Below are 24,867 nucleotides of genomic sequence, written 5' to 3' on the forward strand. Positions count from 1 at the left end.
TAAAAAGTTGTTTTTTTAATTTTAATTTATCCGATTTTTTATGTAATATCTTCGTTTTCAGCAACTACACATTGTTATGATCACAACCTTTTCATCGCTAAAATTTTGCAATTCTTTTGATATTTTGGGGTCGATTATTTGTTCTATTTTGTTAGTTTTTTCTTCTACTTGGTAATAATTTGTACCATCAGGGTTTTCTATTATCACTTTTTGTTCTTTAATTTCTTCTTCAAAACGGATGGAAATTTCTTTGAGGACTTTAATAATTCTGTCCGTTTTATCATTTTTATTGTGAATATAAATGTGATAAGAACAAAAAGTTCCTCCAATAGAGTATTTCTCAACAGGTTTCTTTTTCATCCATAAACGATCTTCCCAAGCGTGTTTAGTAGAAATTCCAATTGCGTAAGATTGGTCTGTTAGTTCAATTATTTTAATTTTTTCTATATTATTTTTATCAACCTCTTTTTTATCTGTCAGCGTATAAATAATTTTTTTAGCTCCTTCATCATCTGAATAGTCGTATTTAATTCTATTCTGAAAATATGTAAATTCTCCGATTAAGTCGTTAGATTGCTTTCTCAATATAAGTTGGTAGTTATTTTCTAAAAACGCTGTGTAGCTTATAGATTTGTCTTTTTGGTAAATAGATGATAAAAAATTGTATCCAATTATTTCACTTCCATCTTTAAATTCAATTGAGAATTTAATTTGATGACCATTATATTCTGCAAATGCACTAAATGGTAAAAAGAGAATGAAAAATATAAGGCTTTTAATCTTACTCACAATGTTTGTTTTAAATGTTTGTTAGCGGTTCACATATGCTTAGGCGTGATTGTTACGCACTAAACTAACAAAAGGAAACCAAACCTAAGAGAAATTCGTAGGATTATTCTAGTAGTAACTAAATAGGATGGAATTAAAAAAAATACTATAAAAAAGCTTACACAGAAGTTTAAGCCTAGACTACAAGTGTATAAATTTAATAAAGAAAAAAGTCTTTTTCACCTTAGTTCTTTTTTATCATGCGTTCGTTTTTGATCTATTACCTATATATAATCTCAGTGTGTCATAAATAAAATAAATAGATAAATAATAGAATAAAAAGTTGATAATTGCTATGAAAATAACGATAAATGATAATCCTTCTTTCAAAAAACCAGTATAAACTACAAATGTAAATGCAGGGCATAAAATTAAGATGACAAGGGAAAAAATAAATTTTATGCTATTAAATTTATACTTTATAATAAAGGGGTATCTTGGTTTTAGTAATCTTCTATCCGTCTGTGTATCAAAATAATTATAACCAATAATATCAATTAATTTTTCGATTTTTTCCTTGTCAGAAACTTTGTGAATGACAATAATATATTCATCAGATTCAGTATCTATAAAACCCATTTGATATCCTGCTTGTAGTAAAGGTGTATCATAATCTTCAAATACGTTATCAAAAGAAACCGTCTTCTTTTGATAATTGCTTATACTTGGTAATTCAACAGAGTCTTGAAAATTGTTTTGTAAAGATGTAGTAATTCTCCATTCTAAAGTTTCTACATCCTGGTTCAAGTCAAGCGGCATAATAAAAAAGATATTATGGATATCTAAAAATTCCGTCACATAATTTAAAGTTGACATGTAATCTTCTTTATCACTTGAGAAGTCTTTTAGTTTTTCTAAGAAAGGGATTATTTTTCCCTGAATTTCAGCGGAACAACATAATTTGGTCAAACTAATATAGGCCTGCTTTTCTTTTATATTTAATTCAGGAAGTGCTGAAATATAATCTTCTTCATTAAAAGAGTTATTTTCTTCAAATGAATAAATTTTTTCCTTTTTTTTGATTGTGAACCAGGATTTACCTGTAAAATCTTTTTTAGACCAAACAAATAATATTAATGTTAAAATAGCCCATATTTCTGATAGAAAAGCCCAAATTCCTAGTTTTGTAAACTGAAATACTACTATTTGATAAATACTGATGAAGAATAATACAATCAATATTAAGTAATAAATTATTATTTTTCTATTCATTTTGTCTCTAAAATTTATTACTTATCCATAGGGTTAAACTTAATAACGCACAACATTTAGTATAACAGGTGTAAGGCAGTAAATAAAGATTTTCTTTTCGATTTATCACTTAGTTAAATATAAATAGTATGGTTTTATTTTTTTGTTGAAAATACCAAATTTTATGTTTGGTGGACTTAATTAGTATGCACCAACTTTCTGTTAGACACTTTAAAATTATTTTTCCATACTGTTTTATAGACCGTGTTATTTATACCCATAAACTATAAAATTATTAGTATCAGTTTAAAAAGGTATATTGTTTTTGATTAAAACATCTTTTAGTTTTTCACTACTATCTATAGTTTTATCTTTTACTAACTTTCCTACATATTCTTTATGTATAGGTATTATTATTATTATTAAATACTCTATGTAAAAAAAAAAGAAGCATATATACTTGGTTAAGCAAGCACATCATTTTAACGCCCAAAGAATATAAAAAAAGTGAGTATATATGCGGCGGTTTTTGAACGAAACCTGTCTATTGGTAGACAGAGGTACTTGAAATACACGTAAAAACGTATAAAAAGTGAAGCAGGAATGGCAGCTTTTCTTGCTGTTCTAAAAAAGAACCCTTATCATTTAAAACGCTCACATTTAAGCATATTAAAAAATCACCTACTGCTTACTTGATCAAAAAATAAACCACCTTGAAAGACGGTTGTTTATGTCTTACTTTTCTAAATTATGGAGTTGTGCAACGCCTACAGGTGTTAGTAATAGTTAATTTTTCATTTCTAAGTTAGTTTTCAGGTAGTCCAATATCTTTCGTTGTTTTTTATCTGTATGCTTTTCTTTGTATGTTTTTATATAAAGGGTGTTATTGTCTTTCCATTTTATTTCCTCTACAGCCCAATCTTCAGAAGTATAACTTTTGAATTCAGTCAAATATTTTTTTGAATTATTTTTATTTAATTCATCTACTTTAATTACTCCAATAAAACATCCTTGAAACTCGTACATAACATTATATTTATATACTAAATAGTTACCCTTAGGAGAAGTTATTGGTTGCTCAACAGCACCGTCTCCAGGAGATATTATATTATATTTATTATTTGAAATGCTATCAATTAAAGTAAGTTCACTAAAACCTAAATAGTCTTGAGTGTAATTAGTTTCTATTGCATAAAATTTGAGTTTTGGATAATAACCTATATATTCACTTCCGCTCCAACTTCCATTTTCTTTATAGTCTTTGTAAACTTTAAATTTAAAATTTTCATTTTTTGTCTTAATAAAAAAGAAAGTATCATTTTTATTTATTTTAGGTAATATGTTTTTTGGGTTGGATTCAATTTTTTCAAATTCATTTTTGGTGATTTTTGAAAATTTTAATTGAGGCAAATTCTCATATATACTCATTTCTCCAACATTAGTATTCGTCTTTGAAGAAGTATTTGAATTTCGGCTTATTTTTTTATTAGACAAATATCCACTAAATATATAAACAGTATCTTGATCTAACTTGACACCAAGCCATTCTCCTTTCTTTAATATATGCTCATCTTTAATTGTTTCAAATATATGGGTGTGTTCAATTAACTCTACTTTTCTACCATATTTAAATTTTCCAATTATTTCTCCATTTGGTTTTTTTCTGTAGTTTAACCCAGATTCAGCTATAACATACTTAAATTCAGAATCTTTTTCTTTGTTTGTGTTTTTATGTAGGATTATTTCCTTTTTTGCAGATGTTTCTTTAGGGTCAGTTTTACAACTGAATAATATAATTAGTATAACAAAATGGATTAGTTTTTTCATAATTAATGTCAACATACAGATATGCGCATGTTCTATTTTTTTGGTAGGCAAGCTTTGTTGCTTATAAAAATAGCAAATATTTTCTATAGTTGTCTGTGGTATTCCGCATTAGTTGTGCGTATTTTAGTTTAATCGGTATATGTATTTTTTGTAAAAAAAAAGATAAAAAATTTTTAGTATTCCAATTCGTTCTCGATACACTTGCTGTTTCGTATCACTACACCGTTAGCATTGGAACGGACATTAAAGTTTCTTTTTCTATCGGTTCTCAATACACTTTTAGTTTTGTTTCACGAGACTCAAACGCCTGGAAATGAAATGGGTACTTCCGTTTTATAGACTACACCAGATGATTTTTTTTTTTTTAATCCATAATACTTCGCTCTAATAAACAGCACCAACCTTATTTCTGCTTGCTATTTGAGTTCGATGATCAATGTATTTTAACTATTTTTGTTGCTGTCATGAAAGTATGTATTGCCGAAAAGCCAAGTGTTGCCCGTGAAATTGCTGCCGTTTTAGGAGCTAATATAAAATGCGATGGCTATTATGAAGGTAATGGCTATGCGGTAACCTATACTTTTGGCCATTTATGTACACTCTTTGAACCCAATGACTACAAACCACATTGGAAAAGCTGGGACCTTAATAACCTTCCCATGTTACCCGATAAGTTTAAAACAAAAGTGGTAGACAACGCAGGGATTCAAAAACAATTTACTATAGTAAAAAAATTATTTGACAAAGCTACTTTGGTTATCAATTGTGGAGATGCTGGGCAAGAGGGAGAATTAATACAACGTTGGGTTATAGATCAAGCAGGATACAAAGGTGAAGTACAGCGCCTATGGATTTCTTCTTTAACTACAGAAGCGATAAAAGAAGGTTTTAAAAAATTACAACCTTCTGCAAAATATGACAATCTATACTACGCAGGATTTTCTAGAGCTATTGGAGATTGGCTTTTAGGAATGAATGCTACGCGTTTATATACCGTTAAACACGGAGGCTATAAGCAAATGTTATCTGTAGGCAGGGTGCAAACACCTACATTAGCAATGATTGTTAACCGCTATAAGGAAATAGAAAGCTTTAAATCTGAACCGTATTGGGAGCTGCAAACCTTATATCGCGATACGCTGTTTAATTGTGAGAAAGGGCGGTTTTTAAAGAAAGAAGAAGGCGAAGCTTTTGCTAAACAAGTTAAAGAAAGCGATTTTGAAATTGTATCCATCACCAAGAAAAAAGGAAAGGAATACGCGCCTAAACTTTTTGACCTTACCGGCTTGCAAGTCTATTGTAATACTAAATTTGGATTTTCGGCAGATGAAACCTTAAAAATGGTTCAGAAGTTATACGAACAAAAAGTGGTTACTTATCCTAGGGTTGATACTACATTTTTACCGAATGATGTGTATCCTAAAGTACCAGGAATTTTGAAAAAACTAACAAAATATCAAAACCTTACGACCGCTGTTTTAGCAGGGAAAATAAAAAAGTCATCTAAAGTATTTAATGATAAAAAAGTAACCGATCACCATGCTATTATTCCAACGGGAGTACAAATGAATTTGCAGCTTAACCAACAAAAGGTGTATGATATTATTACCAAACGTTTTATAGGTGTTTTTTATCCGGATTGTTTGGTAGCCAATACTACCGTAGTAGGAAAAACCGATACGGTAACATTTAAAACTACTGGAAAAAAAATTTTAGAAAAGGGGTGGAGGGTTGTTTTTGAAAATCCGGAAGTAAAAACTACGCCTGAGAAAGGGCTATTACCTTCTTTTGTAAAAGGGGAGAAAGGGCCGCATGAGCCTTCATTTTTAGAAAAAGAAACTAAGCCACCAAATCAATTTACGGAAGCTACCTTATTACGCGCCATGGAAACAGCGGGTAAGCAAGTAGATGATGATGAGATGAGAGAATTGATGAAGGAAAACGGTATCGGCAGACCTTCTACTAGGGCAAACATTATGGAAACCCTATTTAGGCGAAAATATATTGAACGTAATAAAAAACAACTATTACCTACGCAAACAGGGATACAACTTATTGGTACCATAAAAAATAAATTGTTAACCTCTGCCGAGCTTACTGGGTTGTGGGAAAAACAACTGAAGGAGATTGAAAATGGTAATTTTCATGCAGGTGTTTTTATCAATAATATGAAACAAATGATAGACGATTTGGTGTATGAGGTGCGTCTTGAAAAAAGACATATTAAAATTTCTCATGCTGCCGCCAATGTAGCAGCACCAAAACCAAAATTAATAAAAGAAAAGAAAACAGCATTAGTAGATGGGAAACCTTGCCCTAAATGCAAACAAGGAACACTTTTAAAAGGAAAATCGGCCTACGGATGCAGCGAATATAAGGTAGGGTGTACCTTAGTGCTTCCCTTTGTTTTTCAAGGAAAAAAAATATCTGACAAACAATATGCACGTTTATTAGAAAAGGGCTGTACGGTAAACCTTAAAGGTTTTAAAACAACGCATGGCACTACAGAAGGTTTATTGCGTTTTAATGAACAGTTTGAAATGTTGTTAGAAGAAAAGAAGGCTGCCAATAAACCAGCACCAAAAACAAACTCTATACCTGAACCAATTCCTTGTCCTTTATGTAAAAAAGGTACAGTCCTAAAAGGAAAAACAGCATATGGGTGTAGTAACTATCAAAACGGGTGCAAGTTTAGGTATCCTTTTTCTATGCTACGAGAAAAAGCCAAGGGTACTCCCTTGACCAAAGCATTGGTTATAGAGTTACTCAACCAACAGGCTAGTTAGTAATCATCTTCACTAAAAAGTAGCGTATTGAAATGGTCTTATTACCTAATACTTCAGTAGATAAGTAAACAGGAACCATTAGGCTTTACTAAGTGCGCAACCTATAACGTACTGCATTTATACCTATGCCTTCGTTTTAGTAGACACCTATTTTAAGGCCGATTTTGCTTACCGAATTTATTCCCAGTTGGTAATTAATTCATTTAACCCAATTTTAATTCCGTCATAAAAGTTGCCGTTCTTAAATTCAGGTACTATGGTATTCGTAATTATTTCATTACAAATTCTATCCGTTAAAACCTCTCGGGTTCCAGATCCCGTTGCAATTCCTATTTGTCGGCAAGGCTTACATATAATTATTACCATACCATTATTTCTATCTGTACTGCCAACTCCCCAAGCTTGTCCTAAATCTGTTCCGTATTCTTGGATATTATCATAGGGTGTTAAGCGTTCTATAGTAACCACTACAATTTGTCGATTAGTTTCACTTTCATAATCATAAAGTAGTGTATACAATTCCGAACGTTGCGATTCCGTAAAAACTTGTCCGTAGTCATTTATAATTCCAATAGGCTCTGGAAAAGGGGATTTTTCTATTTCTGAAAAATCATATTCAGGAGTAGGATTTCCAGTTTCAGTTTCTTGAGCTGCGGCTTTATATGAAAATACATTTAAAGCTAGAAAAAGGAGTAGTAGTTTAGATGCTATTCTTATGTTCTGCATAAAATACAATGGTTTTTTTAATTAGTTAGTTAGTCGTAATATTCATTGCCATCAATAGCTACATAACCTTCATTATTTTTTTTATCTTTAAATCTAGCTAAATTATATGTAAAAGGGTTTATTTCTATATATTTAGTAGGCGTTATATTGTAATATCCATACAATCCGTTTCTCATTGTTTTTATGGGCCTTTTGGTAACGTCTATGGTATCAAAATATGCTATTCCAAATTCTTCAGACAGAATTCCAAAATAGTCCCCAAAATCTATGATAACATAGTCTTCTTTTGGGGCATTATCGTTGAAAGCTATTTTGCGTTTGTTATTTAAAAAATGAATATTCTTGATATTTTTTTTCTTTACAGAATCAATACTTTTGTACGTAGTAAAGTTATAGCTTGTAAACCCTACCGCTTTTTTTAAAATATAGTATTTTTCAGTTTCTTCAATTTTAAGGCCATAGGTTGTTACATTGCCACAATATTCATTGCTTATCATTTCCGCAGTAGGAGCATGCTCAAGTTTATTTAGTGCTGCATCATAATATGCAATGGCGGGAGTATTATTTAATACTTGAAAACCATTATTTATCTGAGCGATATACGTAATATCTCGTAATACGATATCTCCAGCTTCATTTCTAACAATCAATTCATTAATCTCTTTATTCACCTTGTAAGTAATTCCTTCAATAAAAAAATCCCAAGAGTTTTTTACAGGAAAGGAACTATAATAATGGTCTAACGCTTTAATATTTATAGAGGTCAGTAGTTAATTACTTATTAATTCAGCTTGATTGATTTTATCATTATTGACCATTTTAACAATAAGATTATTGAATATTGTAGCTTTACTTTGAGATCTGTTTATTCTAAAACAAAATTCATTGAAATATCTATTTAAATTATTGTCACTAACCCAAGAATAAGTTGTTCTTATCCAAGATTTAACCTGATGTATCATTGTATGAAGCGCTTTAAAATTTAACCCTCCATTACTTTCTATTTGTGTGATGTCGTAAGCCTTTGCAATAGGACTATAGCCTCTCCATTTATCTGTAGTAATCTTTGCGTTTCGGCTGATATGGTTGACAAAAATATATTGTAAGGATTGTGCTGAAAAATCATCTATTTTCATAGCATACATTCTTTTTACCTTTCCATCTTCTGTAAGCTGAACAGCTGTAACCGCCTTCTTTTTCTTAGCATTGTAGCTTCTGCCAACTTTTGTTTCTTCTCTGCCCCCTAAAACAAATTCATCTACATGAACAACTCCGTCCATAGGATTATTCCCACTCGAAGACATAGCTTCTCTGACCTTAAGCATAAAAAGTCTAGCTGTTTTTTCTGTTACTCCGTAACGTACTCCCATATAACTTGCAGATAAGCTTTTCGTGCTTGTAGCCATCTCAAAACAAATAAAAAATGCTTTGCGAACACCAAACTTTACCTTGTGAAATAATGTATCTGCTGTTGCGGATTCTGTATGTCTACAAATATTACATTGCCTAGAGAAATCAGCACGTGTTTGACAGGCTATATGATTGCATCTAGAACATTTAAAAGGGGTTTTAGACTTAATATTTGCTAAATATTCTTTGCAATCATTGTCCGTTTTGAAGCAATCAGAGAACTCTAGAAGATTTTGACCCTTGAAAATATCCATAATTTAATATATTTACTGAGTATCAAGATACGAAGTTAGCTACTGACCTCTAAATATTTATATGTCTAGGTAAGTCTATAGCTTCTCTAGCTTTCATTGATACTTCATCTTCACTCCAATAAAAATCGCCGTCTACATATGAAATCATGTCAATAGAAGAAGAACTAACTTCGCTATTTTCTAATTCGTCATACAAATGTATTTTTCCGCCAGCATCTCCAAACCGTGTGAATGGTAAATTAAAATTAAAATATTTGTTCCTAGAGGCATAGATACTATATTGACCATCAGGACTTCGGCTTCTGTAATATTCTCCCTCTGTAATAGTACTCAACCAGTATAGTACAATCCCTAAACAGACAAGAATTCCTAATATAACTTTATACATATTTTTCATGTTGTATGGTTCTAAGCCTTTAGTATAAAAATAGTTGTATTTAAGCATCTAATTTAGTGAATACTGATCAAATAGAAAATTTGCGATAATTTATGATCATAGGAGGGAAGTACAGTTTCTTTTTTAGGCTACTATTCCATTCTTTTTTCAAGATACTTAAAGGACAAATAATGCTTACAATTTTTTAGAGCATTTAATAATTCAGGAAAATCGTTGTCAGATATTATGGATTTTTATAAAATAACTATGGGGAAATGATATTTCAATTTAAATAAATAGAATACATCTTTTCTTAGGAATACTTTAATAACTTACGATATAGTACGAACTTAAAACCATCGTTTTTTGAAAGAAGAAATTAGTATTTCGCAACTGCAAGAAAAATTTCCTAATGGAACAATTCAAACTTATGAAAAAGGGCACACCATATGTTTTATTCATAAGAAGGTAAGAACGTTTAGGTGGCTTTTAGAAGGCAGCATAGCCTACTATATTTCTATAGACAACCCTGATAAAGATATATTAGTGTGTCAAAATTCTGAGCCGTTTTCTACACTAGGACTCAATGGGTTTACGACCCCGAAAAGATATGTTTATAAGGTATTAGTAGCTTCTCAAAAAGCAATGTTCTTTGAAATTCCTTTTGCAGAAATTGAAGCGTATTTGCAAGAAGGGCATCAAAATATACTTCTTAAAAATATTGGCACAAAATTATACCACCTTTTACACAGAGCACTATTAAAGCAATCTGAATTATTAAACCCGGTGCGGTTTCAACCTTTTGTAGAAGATCGTAAATTTCATATTTCACCTGTAGCAGAAAAAGAGGAGATTATTTCTCTTATGAGACGATCTCCGTTTTTAGATTATTTTGAGGAGAAACAATTGTCTACTATGGCAACATTTGTAGAACGTAGAGAATATGAAGCAGATGAAGTTTTATATGTTCAGGATGGTTCTAGTAATGGATTATTTATTTTGATTGATGGGGAAGTTACTATAAAGCGGATAGAGAATTCGATCGAAATTAAACAACGTTCCATCAAGAATTCAGGATTTGTATTTGGATGGTCTTGCCTCTTAAAACAAAAGGATAGCTGTTCGGCAATTACACGTACCAGAACTTCTGCCTATTTTATTCATGATCATGACTTAATGGAGTTGTTTAAAAAAGACGACCTTTTTGAAGGTCAGTTTTTTCAACGGTTAATCTGGTTTATGGGCAACCAATTAAACGCTGCATTCATAAGATATGTGGGTTTATTGGGTAAACATAATCTTCAGGCGGTATTTCAGCTCATTAAAAATAATGAATCACGCTTATCAGTTTCATCACCCTTACACCAAGTCTCTCATCTTTTAAAAAGTAACAATACAAAACAATTGGCTTATGATGCATTAACATCTTTGTTAGAGGATGGTAGTGCTTTGGAAAGGCATATTGCCTCTTTGAGTTTAGAATTGCTGACAGAGGATCAGAAAGAATGCCATTTTATAAGTGGATTGCAGAAAATATATTCGGATGTAGCAGAAAGGGATGCTACAGACCTTGATCTCAACCGTAAGATTTGTGCAAAATTAACCAATCAGGTTTTTGAAAATGTACCTTATAAGATTGAAGGTTGGGAGAACTTACCCGAGACTACAGGCCATATTTTTACCTATAACCATTTGATAAATGATACGCATTACACCTTAAATAACAGCTTTCAAATTACATTAGACTCCCATTTTATAAGTGCGAAGGTCTTATTTGAAAAATATGGAGAACCAGGCATTAGAACCGTCCGCATTGGCCGTGGGCAAGAATATGGGCACCAAAATTATTATGACAATTTAGGACATATTAATGTGTATACTAAAGATAGTGATCAGACGTCATCTGAAGATGTAGAACAGGCCCGAAATATATTTTATGAAGAAGCATCTAAACATTTAAGCAATAACTATAATCTAATTATTAGCCCTGAAGGAACATCCTATCGCACCGAAGAATCACCTGGTCCTTTTAAAATGGGAGCTTTTAAATTGGCTGCTGGCCAGAAAAAAGAACCGCTTATCGTACCTATTATTCTGGTGAATTTTGATGATAGAATAGGAAGGTCTTTGTTTTATTGCAAAATAGGAGCGCCCTTTTTATTAAGTGAAAAGATAACCTCAAAAAGTAACGATGCTATTTATGCTTTCGTACAAAAGTATCAAGCACAGTATAAAGTCGAGGTTCAAAAAGCTAGAGATAGGGCAGAAGAGTTGTTTATAACTACGGGAGGAACGGTGCATAAGGAAGAACCACCTGCTATGTGGTCTAATGAAATTAAAAGACTAAAAAGAAGGGTATCAAAATTAGAGACCCAAGAAAATCTTATCGCAATTTATGGAAGTTCTTCTGTGCGTTTGTGGGTGCATATGCAGAAAGATTTGCTGCCTTTTAATACCGTTAATCTTGGTTTTGGAGGCTCTACATTTGCATGGTGTATTCATTATTTTGATGAGATATTTGTTGCTGTAAAGCCATCCAAAATAGTACTTTATGCAGGAGAGAATGATTTGAATCAAGGCAGAACTCCGCAAGAAGTATTGGCAGACTGTCACGAATTAGTAGGCATGGTTAAAGCTAAATATCCGGAGGTAGCATTAGCTTTAATAAGTTTAAAGCCAAGTGTTGAGCGAGAGCAGATGATTCCGTTGATAATAGAAACCAATTTGTTGCTTTCAAAATATATAATTTCCGATTTAAATGCGCAGTATATAAATGTATTTAGCCATATGATTAGTAGCGATAACAGACCCATTCCTGAATTATATTTATCAGATGGGTTACATCTTAATAAAGAAGGGTATACCATCTGGAGCAGTGTTATTAAAAATGCTTTGCAGTCTGTATCTTTATTAGAATTGGATAATTAAGAGGAGGCCTTTATCAGTACTGTTTTTGACCCCTATAAAACAAGAGTATTCTTTTAAATTACGATTATTAATTATGCGGTTAATCAGGTTCCGCTTATCCATTGGTGTAATGCGTCCTAAAAGGCCATGAATTCTAATATTATTATAAAACTCAAGTATCTTTTTAATACAATTCCAGTTTCTCCAAAAGTGCTATAATCCACTCTGGTAAACACTTCTTTTTTGTAGTATGCCGTGATAGGCTTCTATATGTGCATTTTCTTCACGTGTAGCTACATGTGTAAACTCTAGTTGAATGCCTATTTCACGTACACTTTTAGCAATAAACAGACTTCCGTTATCACTTCTAATGACAACACTTTCACAGTATTGATAATCTAAAAATACTTCAGAAAGAAATGTTATAAGCTTGTCTTGTTTAATTGAAAAGCAAAATACGCTTTCAATATTTTACGGGTATGAACATCGATTATATATAGTAAATAAGCGTTTTTACCAGCCTTTGGTATCCAAACCATCTTTATGTCCATTTCTAAGCATTCAAAAGGTCTAGAAGTATTTACTTTTCTAAATTTCACGAATTTTTTTTCTGAACCACTTCTATTTATTTGTTTTTCTAGCTTCAATAAACGCTCTTCTTTCATTATTCGATATAGCTTCTTGTGATTAATTAGATAGCCCTCTCATTTCAAATAAGCAGTATCCACAAGCTATACATTCATGGGATAAACTTGCTTAACAGATGCAACTACTATGCTCTGACTTACCTGTCCTTTAGTTTGATGATAGGTAAACGGACTTGGTTTATTCCTTTTCCTCCTAAGACTAAGTCTACGGTAATAACTTCTGTGAACCATGCCTACCATATTGACAATCATAGTTTTGATAATCTTATATTTTTTTAAAAAGAACGGACTAAATTTTTTTGGATCGGACGTTCCAAACTTTTTTTTAGAAGTTCTCGCCAGACTTCTAATTCAATTTCCTTGTGACTAAGAAGCTTGCGAAGTATTCTATTCTCTTCTTCTAATTGTTTTAATTCTTTGCCATAAGTATCATAGGTGGCCTTTAAACCCGTTTTTTTCTTCCAACGGTATTAGCGTTCCTGTATTAACGGCGTATTAACGACAAGCTTCAACACTGCCGATTTCTTCTGAACAAGCTAAGATTCTAATTTTTCTGCTAAACTCTTTTTCTTGTATTTCATATCTCAAAGGTATTATTTGAAATTTAAAAGATCACTCCGAACTTATTACGGGCCAAATTACTATCCTTTTGTCTTTGGTTTAAAACTTATGTTGAAATAGAGCGCGAATGGACGTTTATCTCCTCTTTTAATTTATTTTTTGAATTTTTTAGGGCTATATATTTATGACTTTAGTGTTAAGAAATAGGATATTGAGTGTTAATAGGTTCTTAAATTTTTAAACATCTTAGATTGTGTTTTATGTCGCACGCATCATAATTAATGTCGCATTACCTGCTTTTAGGGCATTGATGCAACATTAATTACACTATGTGCATCATTTTTAGCTCTTATTTGTTTAACCTTTTTTTAACATTGTCTTTCAACTTAGCAGTGCACTAAAATAAATGTTTAACAATGCGTCTTTAAGAGAGCAGTTAATTTAAAGTTATGAAGTAAAAACAATGAAATGATGTATTAGTTAGATTTAAACCATGAGAAGTAGAACATCTTGGGATGAATTTAATAGGTTAAAACAAGTATCACCAAAACTTACAAATCAAGGTGACAAAAAAGATTTAAATGTATGAAAAAACGAATCCTTTACACAAAACAGCTCATTTTCGGTTTTAATTTAGGCAAGGAAATGAGGCTCTTTGTATTACTCATTTTTTTGTCCCATTTTACCGTATGGGCCAATAATAACCCTCAGCAAACCATTGCCGTTAAGGGTTCTGTAACCGAAGCAGAAACAGGTATGCCGGTAGTCGGTGCCAATATTGTAGAACAGGGCAGTGGAAATGGTGTAATGACCGATTTTGATGGTAATTTTACCATAAATGTTCCCGCAAACGCGACTTTAATCGTTAGCTATTTGGGATTAACCACCCAAAAAATTGAAGTTAATAGTAAAACGGAAATTAATGTCGTTATGGATGGCGATGTTCTAGGCTTGGATGAAGTGGTCATAGTCGGCTACGGTAAACAAAAGAAAGAGAGTGTGGTAGGCTCCATTGTACAGGTTTCAGGAGACAAGCTGTTGCAATCTGGTGGAGTAGCCACGGTAGGACAGGCGCTTACAGGACGTTTGCCTGGCGTTACTACTATTTCTTCTACGGGACGTCCTGGAGAAGAGGCTCCTGACATATTTATTCGTGGAAGGAGTAGCTGGAACGGTAGTGGGCAGCCACTTATTTTGGTAGATGGTATTGAGCGGAGTATGAACGATGTCAATTCCAATGATGTGGAGAGTATTTCTGTATTAAAAGATGCCTCAGCTACCGCTGTATTTGGTGTAAAAGGAGCCAATGGGGTTATCCTTATTACTACAAAACGAGGAAAACTTGGTAAGGCACAACTTTCTTTAACGGCTAGTTCAACTTTCAAAACGCCATCGAAATTACCTGAAAAATACGATTCGTATAATGGTATAACGGTTGCTAATGAGTCCATTGAGCGTTCTGTCCCGGCTAATGAGGGAGCCTGGAGCTATTATGTTCCCGAGTCAATTGCAGATAGGTATAGAAATCCTATCAATGATACTGATAAATATGTGTATCCTAATGTAGATTGGATAGACGTTACACAAAAGGATTTTGCCATGGATTACAAGGTGGATCTTTCTGTTAGTGGGGGTACCGAGTATGTAAAATACTTTGGAGCTATTAACTATAACCATGTAGGTGATATCTATGACGGAGAGGCCTTTGATAGTGGCAGAGGGTATACTACCAATTTTGATTATAACCGTTTTAACTTTAGGAGCAATATAGATTTTGACGTAACCAAATCTACCCGTCTTTCTGTAAACCTTTCTGGGTATTACGGAGTTCAAGGTGGTACTACTGTTGATAGATCTTTACTTAATAACAGTATTTATGAATTGGCACCAGATTTATTTTATCCCTTGTATCCTGATGGTTCTTATGGGCGCGCAGTAGTTAATAGATACGATATTCTTAACCCTGCGGTTTCATTAACAGCAAGAAGCGATATCAATGAACATAGAGTACAGGTGAATACCGATTTTGTCTTACAACAAAAATTAGATTTCGTTACAGAAGGTTTAAGTTTTAGAGGTTCATTTTCCTTTGATAACAACTTTAGAGGTAATGAAGGAATTAATGACCCTAAAATTGATGCAGATGACAATGTAGTCTTTAAGATTTATAATGATGATGGAACGTTTTATTACGTAACCCCTCCAGGTGAAAATCAATTTGATTATGTGGTTCAACCATGGTCTAGAGACGGTTTGAATATTAATGACGATAATTCTAGTCGACGTTTGTTCTACCAGCTTTCTTTTAATTATGATCGTATTTTTGGAGAGAAACATACCGTAGGCATGTTGGCTTTAATGAACAGAGAGGAGTATGCTATAGGAAATATGTTCCCAAGATACCGGGAAGATTGGGTGGCTCGAGCTACCTACAACTATGATAGCCGTTATTTTATTGATGTGAACGGAGCCTATAATGGATCTGAGAAATACGGACCTGGTTTTAGGTTTGATCTCTTTCCATCAGTAGCATTAGGCTGGATGGTAACTAATGAAAGTTTTATGAGTGGAACAGACAGTTGGTTGAACAAGCTTAAGATCCGTGGTTCTTACGGTATCGTAGGTGATGATTCCTCAGGTGGTAGATGGGGCTATATCTCCCAGTGGGGCAGTGGCGGAAGTGCTTATTTGAACAACAGTAACAAATGGGATAGATCTCCTTACACCTTTTATAAAGAAGCTACAATTGGAAATCCGAATCTACAATGGGAGACCTCGCAGAAAGCGAATATCGGTTTTGAATTAGCTGTACTTCAAAATATGTTCACCCTGGACGTGGATTTCTTTCAGGAAGATCGTGATAATATTGTTATTCCTGCCACTGATCGAAGTGTTCCTAGTTTTTTTGGTTTTCAACCGCCTGATGCCAACCTAGGTAAAACATCTGTAAAAGGTATGGAGTTAGTATTCAATTATAAGCAACAGCTTACAGAGAATTGGAGTATTAATGGAGATTTTGCCTACACCTTTACCAAGGATGAGATAATTTACAAGGAAGATCCTGAGCTTAGACCAGACTATCAAAAAGAGGCTGGATATGCTATAGGGCAACCACGTGAAATAATAAGAGGAGATTTGATGATGAACTGGGATGATGTATATGGTTCCTATCCTCGCGAAAGTAACCAAGGTGCACGTAGACCTGGTTTCTATGATGAACAGGATTGGAACATGGATGGGTTTGTAAGTGGAGAGTATGATCAAGTACCTTTTGGGTATACAGAACGGCCTCAGAATACTTTTAACTTAACCTTGGGGACTAACTATAAGAAATTTAGTTTCACGGTTCAATTATATGGGGTTAGTAATGCAACCAAACAATATCAAGACAGGACATTTGTTGGAGAATCTCACTTGTATTTTGATTTCCTTTCGGACTACTGGAGCAAAGAGAACCCAGATGGAGAACATGTACTTAGTGGATTTAATAACACACAACACAGTACAGATTCTTACAGACAATGGTATGATGCCTCTTTTGTAAAATTACAAAATATGGAATTTGCATACACTTTTGCTTCCAAAGGAGATAGTAGTTACAGGGTATACCTAAACGGAAACAATTTGGCCTTCTGGTCAAAGCTTCCGGATGATAGGCAGAGCAATGATGACGGTGAGTTTAGAGGAGGTTATCCTTCCTTTAGGAGAATTAATCTAGGGGTAAATATTAACTTTTAAGAGCAATTACTATGAAAAAAATATTTAAACTAATGTGCTGGGTGTTTTTGATAGGAACAATTACTGTTTCCTGTGAAGATTACTTAGATAAAACTATTGAAACTGACCTAAGCATCAATGAGGTATTCCAAGATTTTGACAATTCTCAAGGTTGGGTAGAAGAAATGTACGCTATGATGGTCGATTATGCCGGAGCTTTCTGGCAGTATTATGGCTATTATGGGGAAGAATCTGTAAATAACCGTACTTGGATGTTCGATTTTAGTGTAGACCAGGGCGAATACGGTCAATGGGCAAATCAAAGAGGTATGTTTATGATCAACCAAGGTTCGGGTAACGGTCAACCAAAAGATACTAATTCAGACTATCCTTTTGATAGAAGTTCTGTATGGGTAAGTAGCTGGAATGGTATACGAAAGGCTAACCTGGCCATTGAAAATGTAGAGACCTTAATGGTAAATGCTACGCAACAAGAAAGAGATGCCATTCTGGGTCAGTCCTATTTCTTTAGAGCATTTTTTCATCATGAGATTATGAAATTCTGGGGAGCTATACCGTATATAGACCGGGTTTTAGAGGACGATTGGCAGTTGCCAAGACCAACAGAATGGTCTGAAACGGCATTGAGTATAGATGCAGATTTCGATAAGGCAATTGCGTTGCTTCCTGAAGATTGGGACGATGCAAATTGGGGACCTGGAGAGAAGACTAGAGGGCAAAATATGTTCCGTATAACTAAAGGTGCGGCCATGGCCATGAAAGGAAAGAATCTTTTATATGCAGCTAGTCCATTAATGCAAGGTAGTAATGATACCTATGGATATAATAAGGAATTGAGTATAAAAGCCGCCGAAGCATTGGCCAAGGTAATACAAATGCCAAGATATCAATTGGTACCTTGGGATGACTATGGTTCTGTGTTCTATTCTGAGAACGGACAGTACCCTTATTCTTCTGAATTTATTTTAAGTCAACCAGGAAACGTAGGTTGGTATCCTAAGTATTTACCGTCTATATGGCAGTTAACTGATGTTGCAATGAGTTCAGGTGATACAGGTGCAGCCCCTACCCATAACTATATCCATAACTATTTTGGAATGAATGATGGCTTGTCATGTGATGATAGTCCTTTGTACGATCCTCAAGATCCTTGGAAAAATAGGGATCCCCGTTTTAACAAATGGATTGTGGTAGATGGTGATCAGTTGATCGACAATATAGGAGCCGCTACTGGCGCTGATGAAGTACACCGATATGCACAACTATATAATGATGGAGTACACCGTAATCCCAATCAGTTCAATGGTTCCCTTACAGGATATGGAATGAAAAAATGGTCTCCAAGAAATTTCAATAAGTTCGATAATGTAGAAGCATTTGGATGGAGAGCGCATGTAAGACTTACGGATGTATACCTCATGTATGCCGAGGCTGCTGTAATGGCTTATGGCTTAGACGGAGTTGCACCTGGATTCAATATGTCTGCAGTAGACGCTATCAACGCAATACGTGAACGTGCCGTTCCCGACGGTAGTTTAAATGTTAAACCACAGAATTTAACCAGTGTAAATAAATTTATGGATGAGATCCGTAGAGAACGGGCCGTAGAAATGAGTTACGAAAACCACCGCTGGATGGATGTAAGACGTTGGAAATTGGGTACAGATATGAAATACCGATTGAAAACAGGTATCCGTTTTGACCGAAATTCCGCTGGAAAACCGATCAATTTTAAAGAAGAAGTAATACGTACAAAAGTTTTTGATGAAAAACATTATTGGTTACCATTTCCTCAGAATGATACGGAATTGTACGAAGGATTCCCACAAAACCCGGGATGGTAAAATCAAAACTGTTTTCACTATTTGTTAATATAAATAATCTATGACACACTTTAATAAATATAGAAAATCATTGTTTTTTGGTTGCTTCTCTGTAATGTTTTCCATTACATTAGCCGCTCAAGACAATGATCTAACCACAAACACCGATTCCATAGTAATAAATACCAATAAATTGGTATCCAAGATTAAGGAAGACGTAAACCTAGGATTTCAAAACCGAGAGAATAGAGACGTGGTCGGTGCGGTATCTAGCATCGAGCCCGGAGATTTTCTCAAGAATGACAACACCCAATGGGTCCGTGATGCCTTGTCTGGCAGAATGACCGGACTTAAAGGGAGCGATAATATTCGGGGCCTAGGTACTGCCTTGATCGTCGTGGATGGTATTCCAGGAAGAAGCATCGATTTGCTTAATATGGAAGAAATTCAGGAAATTACCATTCTAAAAGATGCCAGTGCAGTAGCCCTTTATGGTGCTATGGGGAGGAATGGAGTAATCGTTGTAACCACGAAACGTGGTACGGAAAAGCAAGAATTTAATGTTAGTGTTAGTTCGGGAATTAAATTTCCAACAAGCATACCAAATTATCTGGGCACTGCTGAGTATATGACACTTTTTAATGAAGCCAGAGCTAATGATGGGCTGGCTCCGAATCCAGGTTTTACCGATGAGGTAATCGCGAATCATGCTAGTGGTATCAATCCTTATAGGTATCCTAATGTAGATTTATACAGTAGTGACTACATGAAGGATTACGCGTCTTTTTCCAATGTTGTGGCCGATTTCTCGGGAGCTGTAAATGATACCAAATATTATATCAATGTTGGTTTTAAGAGCGATCAAACCATACAGAATGTTACCGATAATGATAGAGGTGCTAACCGATTTAATGTTCGTGGAAATATTGATTTCCGAGTAAATGACTGGATCAAGAGTAGCTTTGATATGATTGCTATTCTTGAACAGAATAAAACCTCTTTGACGAATCTTTATGATGCAGGTAACAGTTTTAGGCCTGATCTATATTCTCCTCTATTACCTATAAGCGCTATAGATGTCACTGGTAATCCAGAATTGGCAGGGGTATTGCAAGCCGCCAAAAAATTTAACGGATTCCTTATTGGTGGAAATCAGAATTTTAAAGACAACGTCCCTTTAGGTGACGCATATGCTGGTGGGAGTAGGACTAACGTAACAAGAATAAGTCAGGTAAGCAATGCCATCGATTTTGATTTGAGTGCTATTACAGAAGGATTATCTGCCAAAACGTATTTAAGTTTTGACTTTTATAATCTATATAATACTAGTAATGTAAATCAGTTTGCTGCCTATGAGCCAACTTGGAATGATGAGGGTAAGATTATAGGATTGGTAAACGTAAGGGAGAATGACCGTGCGGGACTTACAGAAAATATCAATTCCAATGTGTTCACGATTCGTTATGGTTTCTACGGGATGATTAACTATGAGAAGCAGTTAGGCGAAAATCACGCTATCAACGCATCATTAATGGCGCTAGGAAATAGTACGCATGTTATCGACGAAGAACAATCTTCTAAAAATAACCATTTAGGAATGAGTGTTAACTATACGTACAAGAACAAATTGATGTTCGATTTTAATTCGTCCTACGTGCATTCCATAAAATTAGCAGAAGGTAACCGAGGTAAGTTTGCTCCGACCTTAGGGTTTGGCTATGTGCTTACAGAGGAACCGTCTTTAAAGAATTCTTCTTGGTTAAATTATTTAAAACTACGATCTTCTATGGGCGTTGTTTATTCTGATTTTGGTATTGATGGGTATTTTTTATATGATGCTATTTATCAACAGGATGGTGGTTCCTACAATTGGGGAGATGCTTCTGGTTCTGGTTTCAACAATCAATACACCAGCATATCTAGAGGACAGAACGATAATCTTGGCATGGAGAAAAGAATGGACTACAATCTTGGTTTCGAAGCCTTAATTGCAAAAAAGATATGGTTAGAAGCCAATGTTTTCAGATCTGATTTAAGCGACCAAGTAATCAATGCAACCACTCCTTACCCAGAATATTATGGAGGGTTTAGACCCTATTCTAATTTCAACGCTGATAAATATTCTGGTTTTGAATTCGGGGCCAATTATTTGGATCGTTTTGGTAAGTTTGGTATGAATATCGGTGCTAGGGTATTATACACGAATTCTGTTAGGAGAGTCGTAGATGAGGTTTATGCAGACGAGTACCAGAATAGAGAAGGTAAACCTGTAAATGCTATTTTTGGCTTAAAGTCTTTGGGCTTCTTTGGTGAAGATGATTTCAACACTGATGGTTCTCTTAAGGCAGGTATACCTTCGCAGTTCGGAGCATTACAGCCAGGTGATCTTCGCTATAGTGATATAAATAACGATGGAAAGGTAAACGATCAAGATCAAATTTCTATCGGTCGATGGGATTCACCTTGGACCTTTAGTTCTGATATAACCTTAGATTATGGTGCCTTTACTTTCTTTGCGCTCTTAACCGCCGAAGTTGGTGGTGATGGTATAACTGACGGTAATTATTATCGCCCTCAGGGAGATCAGAAGTACTCAGAGGTGGTTCGTGGGCGTTGGACTCCTGAAACAGCTAATACGGCAACTTTTCCAAGATTATCTTCCTTGCCAAATACAAACAACTTAGGTGTAAACTCTACCTTTTGGTTGTATGACAATAGTAATGTTAGGTTGCAACGAGTGCAATTGACCTATGATTTGCCTAGCAATTGGGTAGAGAAGCTGAAAATGGAGGATTTTAGTATATATGCTTCCGGTTCAAACCTTTTGGAGATTTCAAAAAACAAGGATATTCGTGAATTACAATTGACCAATAGTCCAATGTTCCGTTACTATTCCTTGGGACTTAGAATCAAGTTTTAACAAAAAAATAGATTTTAGACATGAATAAAATTTTTAAATATACAGCGATAGCTACCATTCTCTTATCCTTAGGTTCTTGTACTTTGATAGAGCCTTTAGATGAGAACCTACAAGGTGAAGACCGATTGAATAATGATCCTATCTTTGCCGAAGGCTTACTGCTCAACGGCTATGAGGGAATGCCCAATCAATATTCTTTTAGTGATGTGGCTACCGACGATGCTGTCAGTAATGTAGTGAACAATTATAGATTGATGGCCACAGGTGAATGGAATGCTCAAAACGCATTTTCAAGTAGGTGGGGACAGTACGAGCAAATTCTATTTGTGAATAATTTTCTAGAAGTTATTGAGAATGTATCTTGGAAAAGAGATAGTGTTACCAATCAACTTTTCCGGGAAAGGATGCGAGGTGAGGCCATTGCCCTGAGAGGCATAAGACATTTTTGGATTTTGCAAGAACATGGGGGAAAGAGCACTTCAGGGGAATTATTGGGGATACCTTATATTTCGGAGGTTTTGTCTTTTGATGCAGATTTTAATATACCAAGATTAGGCTTCAAAGAGACGGTGGCTCGTATCAATACAGATTTAGAGGAGGCCTTAGAGTATTTGCCAATGGATTGGGATGGAGACCTAGCAAAACGCCCCTCAAGGTATGAGAATATTGATTCTGAAAGATATCAGTTTGTTTTTGGTGCCACCCAAGATGGCCGCGTTAGCGGAAGGATTATCAAAGCTATTCAGGCAAAAATGAATATATTGGCAGCCAGCCCAGCGTTCTTAAACGGATTGGGAGATAATTACCAAAAAGCAGCCAATATCCTGGGTGATCTATTGAATGATAACGGAGGAGTTGCAGGATTGGATCCTGAAGGGCTAACCAATTTTTACGATTTCCCTAACGGTACTCGTGCATTTCCAGAAGTGTTGTGGAGAGAAAATGTATATAGCTCCGCATGGGTGGAAGAAGCCAATTTTCCGCCTTCTTTGAATGGGAATGGAGGTGTAAACCCTACCCAGAATTTAGTAGACGCATTTCCAATGTTGGACGGTACTCCGTTCTCAACTTCCCATCCAGATTATGACGCTGCCAACCCGTACACCAACAGAGATCCTCGTTTAGCCTTGTATGTATTGTACAATGGTAACGATCTTAATGGTAGAATTATCAATACCGGTGTCGGTGGTGGTAGTGACGAGGTTGACAAGGTGCAAGGTAAATCTACACGTTCTGGTTTCTACATGAAGAAATTAGTAGCTCCTGATTTAGTAATTAGCAACGATGGGAGTACAACCACGACAGAAAAAATGAATATTTATCTGCGATATACAGATCTATATCTATTGTTTGCTGAAGCTGCCAATGAATTGGGAGGCCCAGATAATATAGTAGATGGTATGAGTGCCCGGTCTATAATTGGAGCTATCAGAGCCAGAGCTGGAGTAGGGCAAGATAATGGAGATTCTTATTTAATGGGAATAACGTCTAAAGAAGATATGCGCAATCTTATCCGCAACGAACGCAGATTGGAACTTTGTTTTGAGGGGTATCGTTTGTACGACCTAAGACGATGGGGTATTTTGAATACAATACCTAACGTTAAAGGAGCAAAATATAATGGGGCCAATTATACCCTATTAAATGTGGAACCAAGAATTTATGGTGATAACGCCAACTATGGTCCAATACCACAGAACGAGATAGTTAAATTTAACAAATTGGAACAGAACCAAGGGTGGTAACCTATTGGATAACCAGAAAATAAATGAGGTTTGGTTTAGGTTTCCGGTAGGTGCCGAAAATCCAAATTCAAAATATGTTTAATAATTAATTCTTCATTAATGAATATAAAAAATATAGTTTTATTAGTAGGTGCACTGATAACCTTATCATGTAGCAACACCGAACCGGAGTTTGATGATTTTGAGTTTCAGGGAGCTTATTTCCCTTATCAGACGCCAGCTCGTACCCTAATCCTAGGTGATTATGATTTGGCCTTTAACGACAGTGATAATGATTTTAGGTTCGAAATAACAGCCTTGATGACTGGGGTGTATAGTAACGATATAGAGCGAAAAATCTATTTTGAGGTAGACAATAGTCTTCTAGATAACGTAGCCAATGTAAAGGCACTCCCAGCAGAATATTATACTTTTGAAACGGTAAGTCCAGTTTCTATTCCTTCAGGTTCTACCAAGGCACGAATTTTGGTGCAATTGCGCGACGCGTTTTTTCAGGACACCCTGTCTTTTGGAAAAGTAAATACTACTAATTATGTAATTCCGTTGCTAATGACAAAGGTGGAGAACTTGGATACTTTGTCCGTAGGGAGGAGTATTGTAGCTAATCCAGATCGCGTAAACTCGGCCGATTGGGATGTTTTACCTAAGGACTACACTTTGTTCGGAATTAAGTATATGAACAGATTTCACGGTAACTACCTTAGAAGAGGTGAGGATATGATTACAGCTCCCACTGCCTTTATAGGGAGGGAATACCGTGCCGATTACGTCGAAAGGGACGAATTATCACTGTTAGAGACTGCAGGAAAAGACAAGGTAAAATACCAAAATCTTATAGGACGTGGTGAAAACTCTAGCCCAGGCAACGTAATTATGGAACTTTCCTTTAATGAGGATAACACATGTACTATAAGTAGTTATAAGGACGATCCTTATGGAGTTACCGGAACAGGTCAATTTGTGAAGGATGGTGATTCTTTTGGAGGTAAATCAAAAGATGTTATTTATCTGAATTATACCTATGCTGATGCAGTTAATGGCGAAACCCATGTTGTAAAGGACACTTTGGTGATACGGGATAGGACTGCCATTTTTGAAGAGTTTACAGTTGAACTTAAAGACCAATAG

Annotated in this window: 14 protein-coding genes; 7 read left to right on the plus strand and 7 right to left on the minus strand. The window is 34.8% G+C overall.

Annotated elements, in window-relative coordinates:
- Window positions 1-57 precede the first annotated feature (57 nt).
- The 3 genes from CELAL_RS16290 to CELAL_RS21620 all read right to left on the minus strand — a co-directional run bounded on the left by CELAL_RS16290 (window position 58) and on the right by CELAL_RS21620 (window position 3,846).
- Complete coding sequence (locus CELAL_RS16290) at window positions 58-789, minus strand: hypothetical protein (RefSeq protein ID WP_013551988.1); 732 nt, start codon at window positions 787-789, stop codon at window positions 58-60.
- Window positions 790-1,026: 237 nt separating this feature from the next.
- Window positions 1,027-2,040: a DUF6630 family protein gene (locus CELAL_RS21615; RefSeq protein WP_013551989.1), complete on the minus strand. Its 1,014-nt coding sequence runs from the start codon at window positions 2,038-2,040 to the stop codon at window positions 1,027-1,029.
- A 765-nt stretch (window positions 2,041-2,805) separates the two neighbouring features.
- On the minus strand, window positions 2,806-3,846 hold the full coding sequence (locus CELAL_RS21620; RefSeq protein WP_169311406.1) for an SH3 domain-containing protein: 1,041 nt from the start codon (window positions 3,844-3,846) through the stop codon (window positions 2,806-2,808).
- A gap of 464 nt (window positions 3,847-4,310) precedes the next feature.
- Between CELAL_RS21620 and CELAL_RS16305 the strand changes: the two genes are divergently transcribed.
- Entirely contained in the window at window positions 4,311-6,632 is a 2,322-nt protein-coding gene (locus CELAL_RS16305) for a DNA topoisomerase 3 (RefSeq protein WP_013551991.1), read from the plus strand.
- Between the two features lie 177 nt (window positions 6,633-6,809).
- Here CELAL_RS16305 and CELAL_RS16310 read toward each other — a convergent pair whose 3' ends face one another.
- The 4 genes from CELAL_RS16310 to CELAL_RS16325 form a co-directional block, all read right to left on the minus strand.
- A complete protein-coding gene (locus tag CELAL_RS16310; RefSeq protein WP_013551992.1) occupies window positions 6,810-7,358 on the minus strand; it encodes a TPM domain-containing protein in 549 nt (182 codons plus the stop codon).
- Window positions 7,359-7,387: 29 nt separating this feature from the next.
- Window positions 7,388-8,029, minus strand: coding sequence for a hypothetical protein (locus CELAL_RS16315; protein ID WP_041557778.1), 642 nt, complete (start codon window positions 8,027-8,029; stop codon window positions 7,388-7,390).
- A gap of 99 nt (window positions 8,030-8,128) precedes the next feature.
- The gene (locus tag CELAL_RS16320; RefSeq protein ID WP_013548995.1) at window positions 8,129-9,022 is read right to left on the minus strand and encodes an IS1595-like element ISCal1 family transposase; all 894 of its coding nucleotides are present in this window, start codon (window positions 9,020-9,022) and stop codon (window positions 8,129-8,131) included.
- Between the two features lie 49 nt (window positions 9,023-9,071).
- A complete protein-coding gene (locus tag CELAL_RS16325; protein ID WP_169311407.1) occupies window positions 9,072-9,419 on the minus strand; it encodes a hypothetical protein in 348 nt (115 codons plus the stop codon).
- A gap of 345 nt (window positions 9,420-9,764) precedes the next feature.
- On the opposite strand from CELAL_RS16325, the gene CELAL_RS16330 reads away from it, so the two are divergent.
- The 6 genes from CELAL_RS16330 (at window position 9,765) to CELAL_RS16360 (ending at window position 24,867) form a co-directional block, all read left to right on the plus strand.
- Complete coding sequence (locus CELAL_RS16330) at window positions 9,765-12,326, plus strand: cyclic nucleotide-binding domain-containing protein (protein ID WP_013551995.1); 2,562 nt, start codon at window positions 9,765-9,767, stop codon at window positions 12,324-12,326.
- A 1,859-nt stretch (window positions 12,327-14,185) separates the two neighbouring features.
- Window positions 14,186-17,251, plus strand: coding sequence for a SusC/RagA family TonB-linked outer membrane protein (locus CELAL_RS16340; RefSeq protein WP_169311408.1), 3,066 nt, complete (start codon window positions 14,186-14,188; stop codon window positions 17,249-17,251).
- 11 nt (window positions 17,252-17,262) lie between these two features.
- Window positions 17,263-19,095: a RagB/SusD family nutrient uptake outer membrane protein gene (locus CELAL_RS21625; RefSeq protein ID WP_013551998.1), complete on the plus strand. Its 1,833-nt coding sequence runs from the start codon at window positions 17,263-17,265 to the stop codon at window positions 19,093-19,095.
- Window positions 19,096-19,135: 40 nt separating this feature from the next.
- Window positions 19,136-21,994: a SusC/RagA family TonB-linked outer membrane protein gene (locus CELAL_RS16350; RefSeq protein WP_013551999.1), complete on the plus strand. Its 2,859-nt coding sequence runs from the start codon at window positions 19,136-19,138 to the stop codon at window positions 21,992-21,994.
- Window positions 21,995-22,014: 20 nt separating this feature from the next.
- Window positions 22,015-23,739, plus strand: coding sequence for a RagB/SusD family nutrient uptake outer membrane protein (locus CELAL_RS16355; protein WP_013552000.1), 1,725 nt, complete (start codon window positions 22,015-22,017; stop codon window positions 23,737-23,739).
- A gap of 99 nt (window positions 23,740-23,838) precedes the next feature.
- The gene (locus CELAL_RS16360; RefSeq protein ID WP_013552001.1) at window positions 23,839-24,867 is read left to right on the plus strand and encodes a DUF5627 domain-containing protein; all 1,029 of its coding nucleotides are present in this window, start codon (window positions 23,839-23,841) and stop codon (window positions 24,865-24,867) included.

This window comes from Cellulophaga algicola DSM 14237, from assembly GCF_000186265.1.
GTDB classification, from domain to species: domain Bacteria; phylum Bacteroidota; class Bacteroidia; order Flavobacteriales; family Flavobacteriaceae; genus Cellulophaga; species Cellulophaga algicola.

What these genes read in the sequence shown, in the direction of transcription:
- CELAL_RS21615 (WP_013551989.1), bottom strand. Translation starts at nt 2,040, where the DNA reads ATGAATAGAAAAATAATAATTTATTACTTAATATTGATTGTATTATTC.
- CELAL_RS21620 (WP_169311406.1), bottom strand. Translation starts at nt 3,846, where the DNA reads ATGAAAAAACTAATCCATTTTGTTATACTAATTATATTATTCAGTTGT.
- CELAL_RS16305 (WP_013551991.1), top strand. Translation starts at nt 4,311, where the DNA reads ATGAAAGTATGTATTGCCGAAAAGCCAAGTGTTGCCCGTGAAATTGCT.
- CELAL_RS16310 (WP_013551992.1), bottom strand. Translation starts at nt 7,358, where the DNA reads ATGCAGAACATAAGAATAGCATCTAAACTACTACTCCTTTTTCTAGCT.
- CELAL_RS16320 (WP_013548995.1), bottom strand. Translation starts at nt 9,022, where the DNA reads ATGGATATTTTCAAGGGTCAAAATCTTCTAGAGTTCTCTGATTGCTTC.
- CELAL_RS16325 (WP_169311407.1), bottom strand. Translation starts at nt 9,419, where the DNA reads ATGAAAAATATGTATAAAGTTATATTAGGAATTCTTGTCTGTTTAGGG.
- CELAL_RS21625 (WP_013551998.1), top strand. Translation starts at nt 17,263, where the DNA reads ATGAAAAAAATATTTAAACTAATGTGCTGGGTGTTTTTGATAGGAACA.
- CELAL_RS16350 (WP_013551999.1), top strand. Translation starts at nt 19,136, where the DNA reads ATGACACACTTTAATAAATATAGAAAATCATTGTTTTTTGGTTGCTTC.
- CELAL_RS16355 (WP_013552000.1), top strand. Translation starts at nt 22,015, where the DNA reads ATGAATAAAATTTTTAAATATACAGCGATAGCTACCATTCTCTTATCC.
- CELAL_RS16360 (WP_013552001.1), top strand. Translation starts at nt 23,839, where the DNA reads ATGAATATAAAAAATATAGTTTTATTAGTAGGTGCACTGATAACCTTA.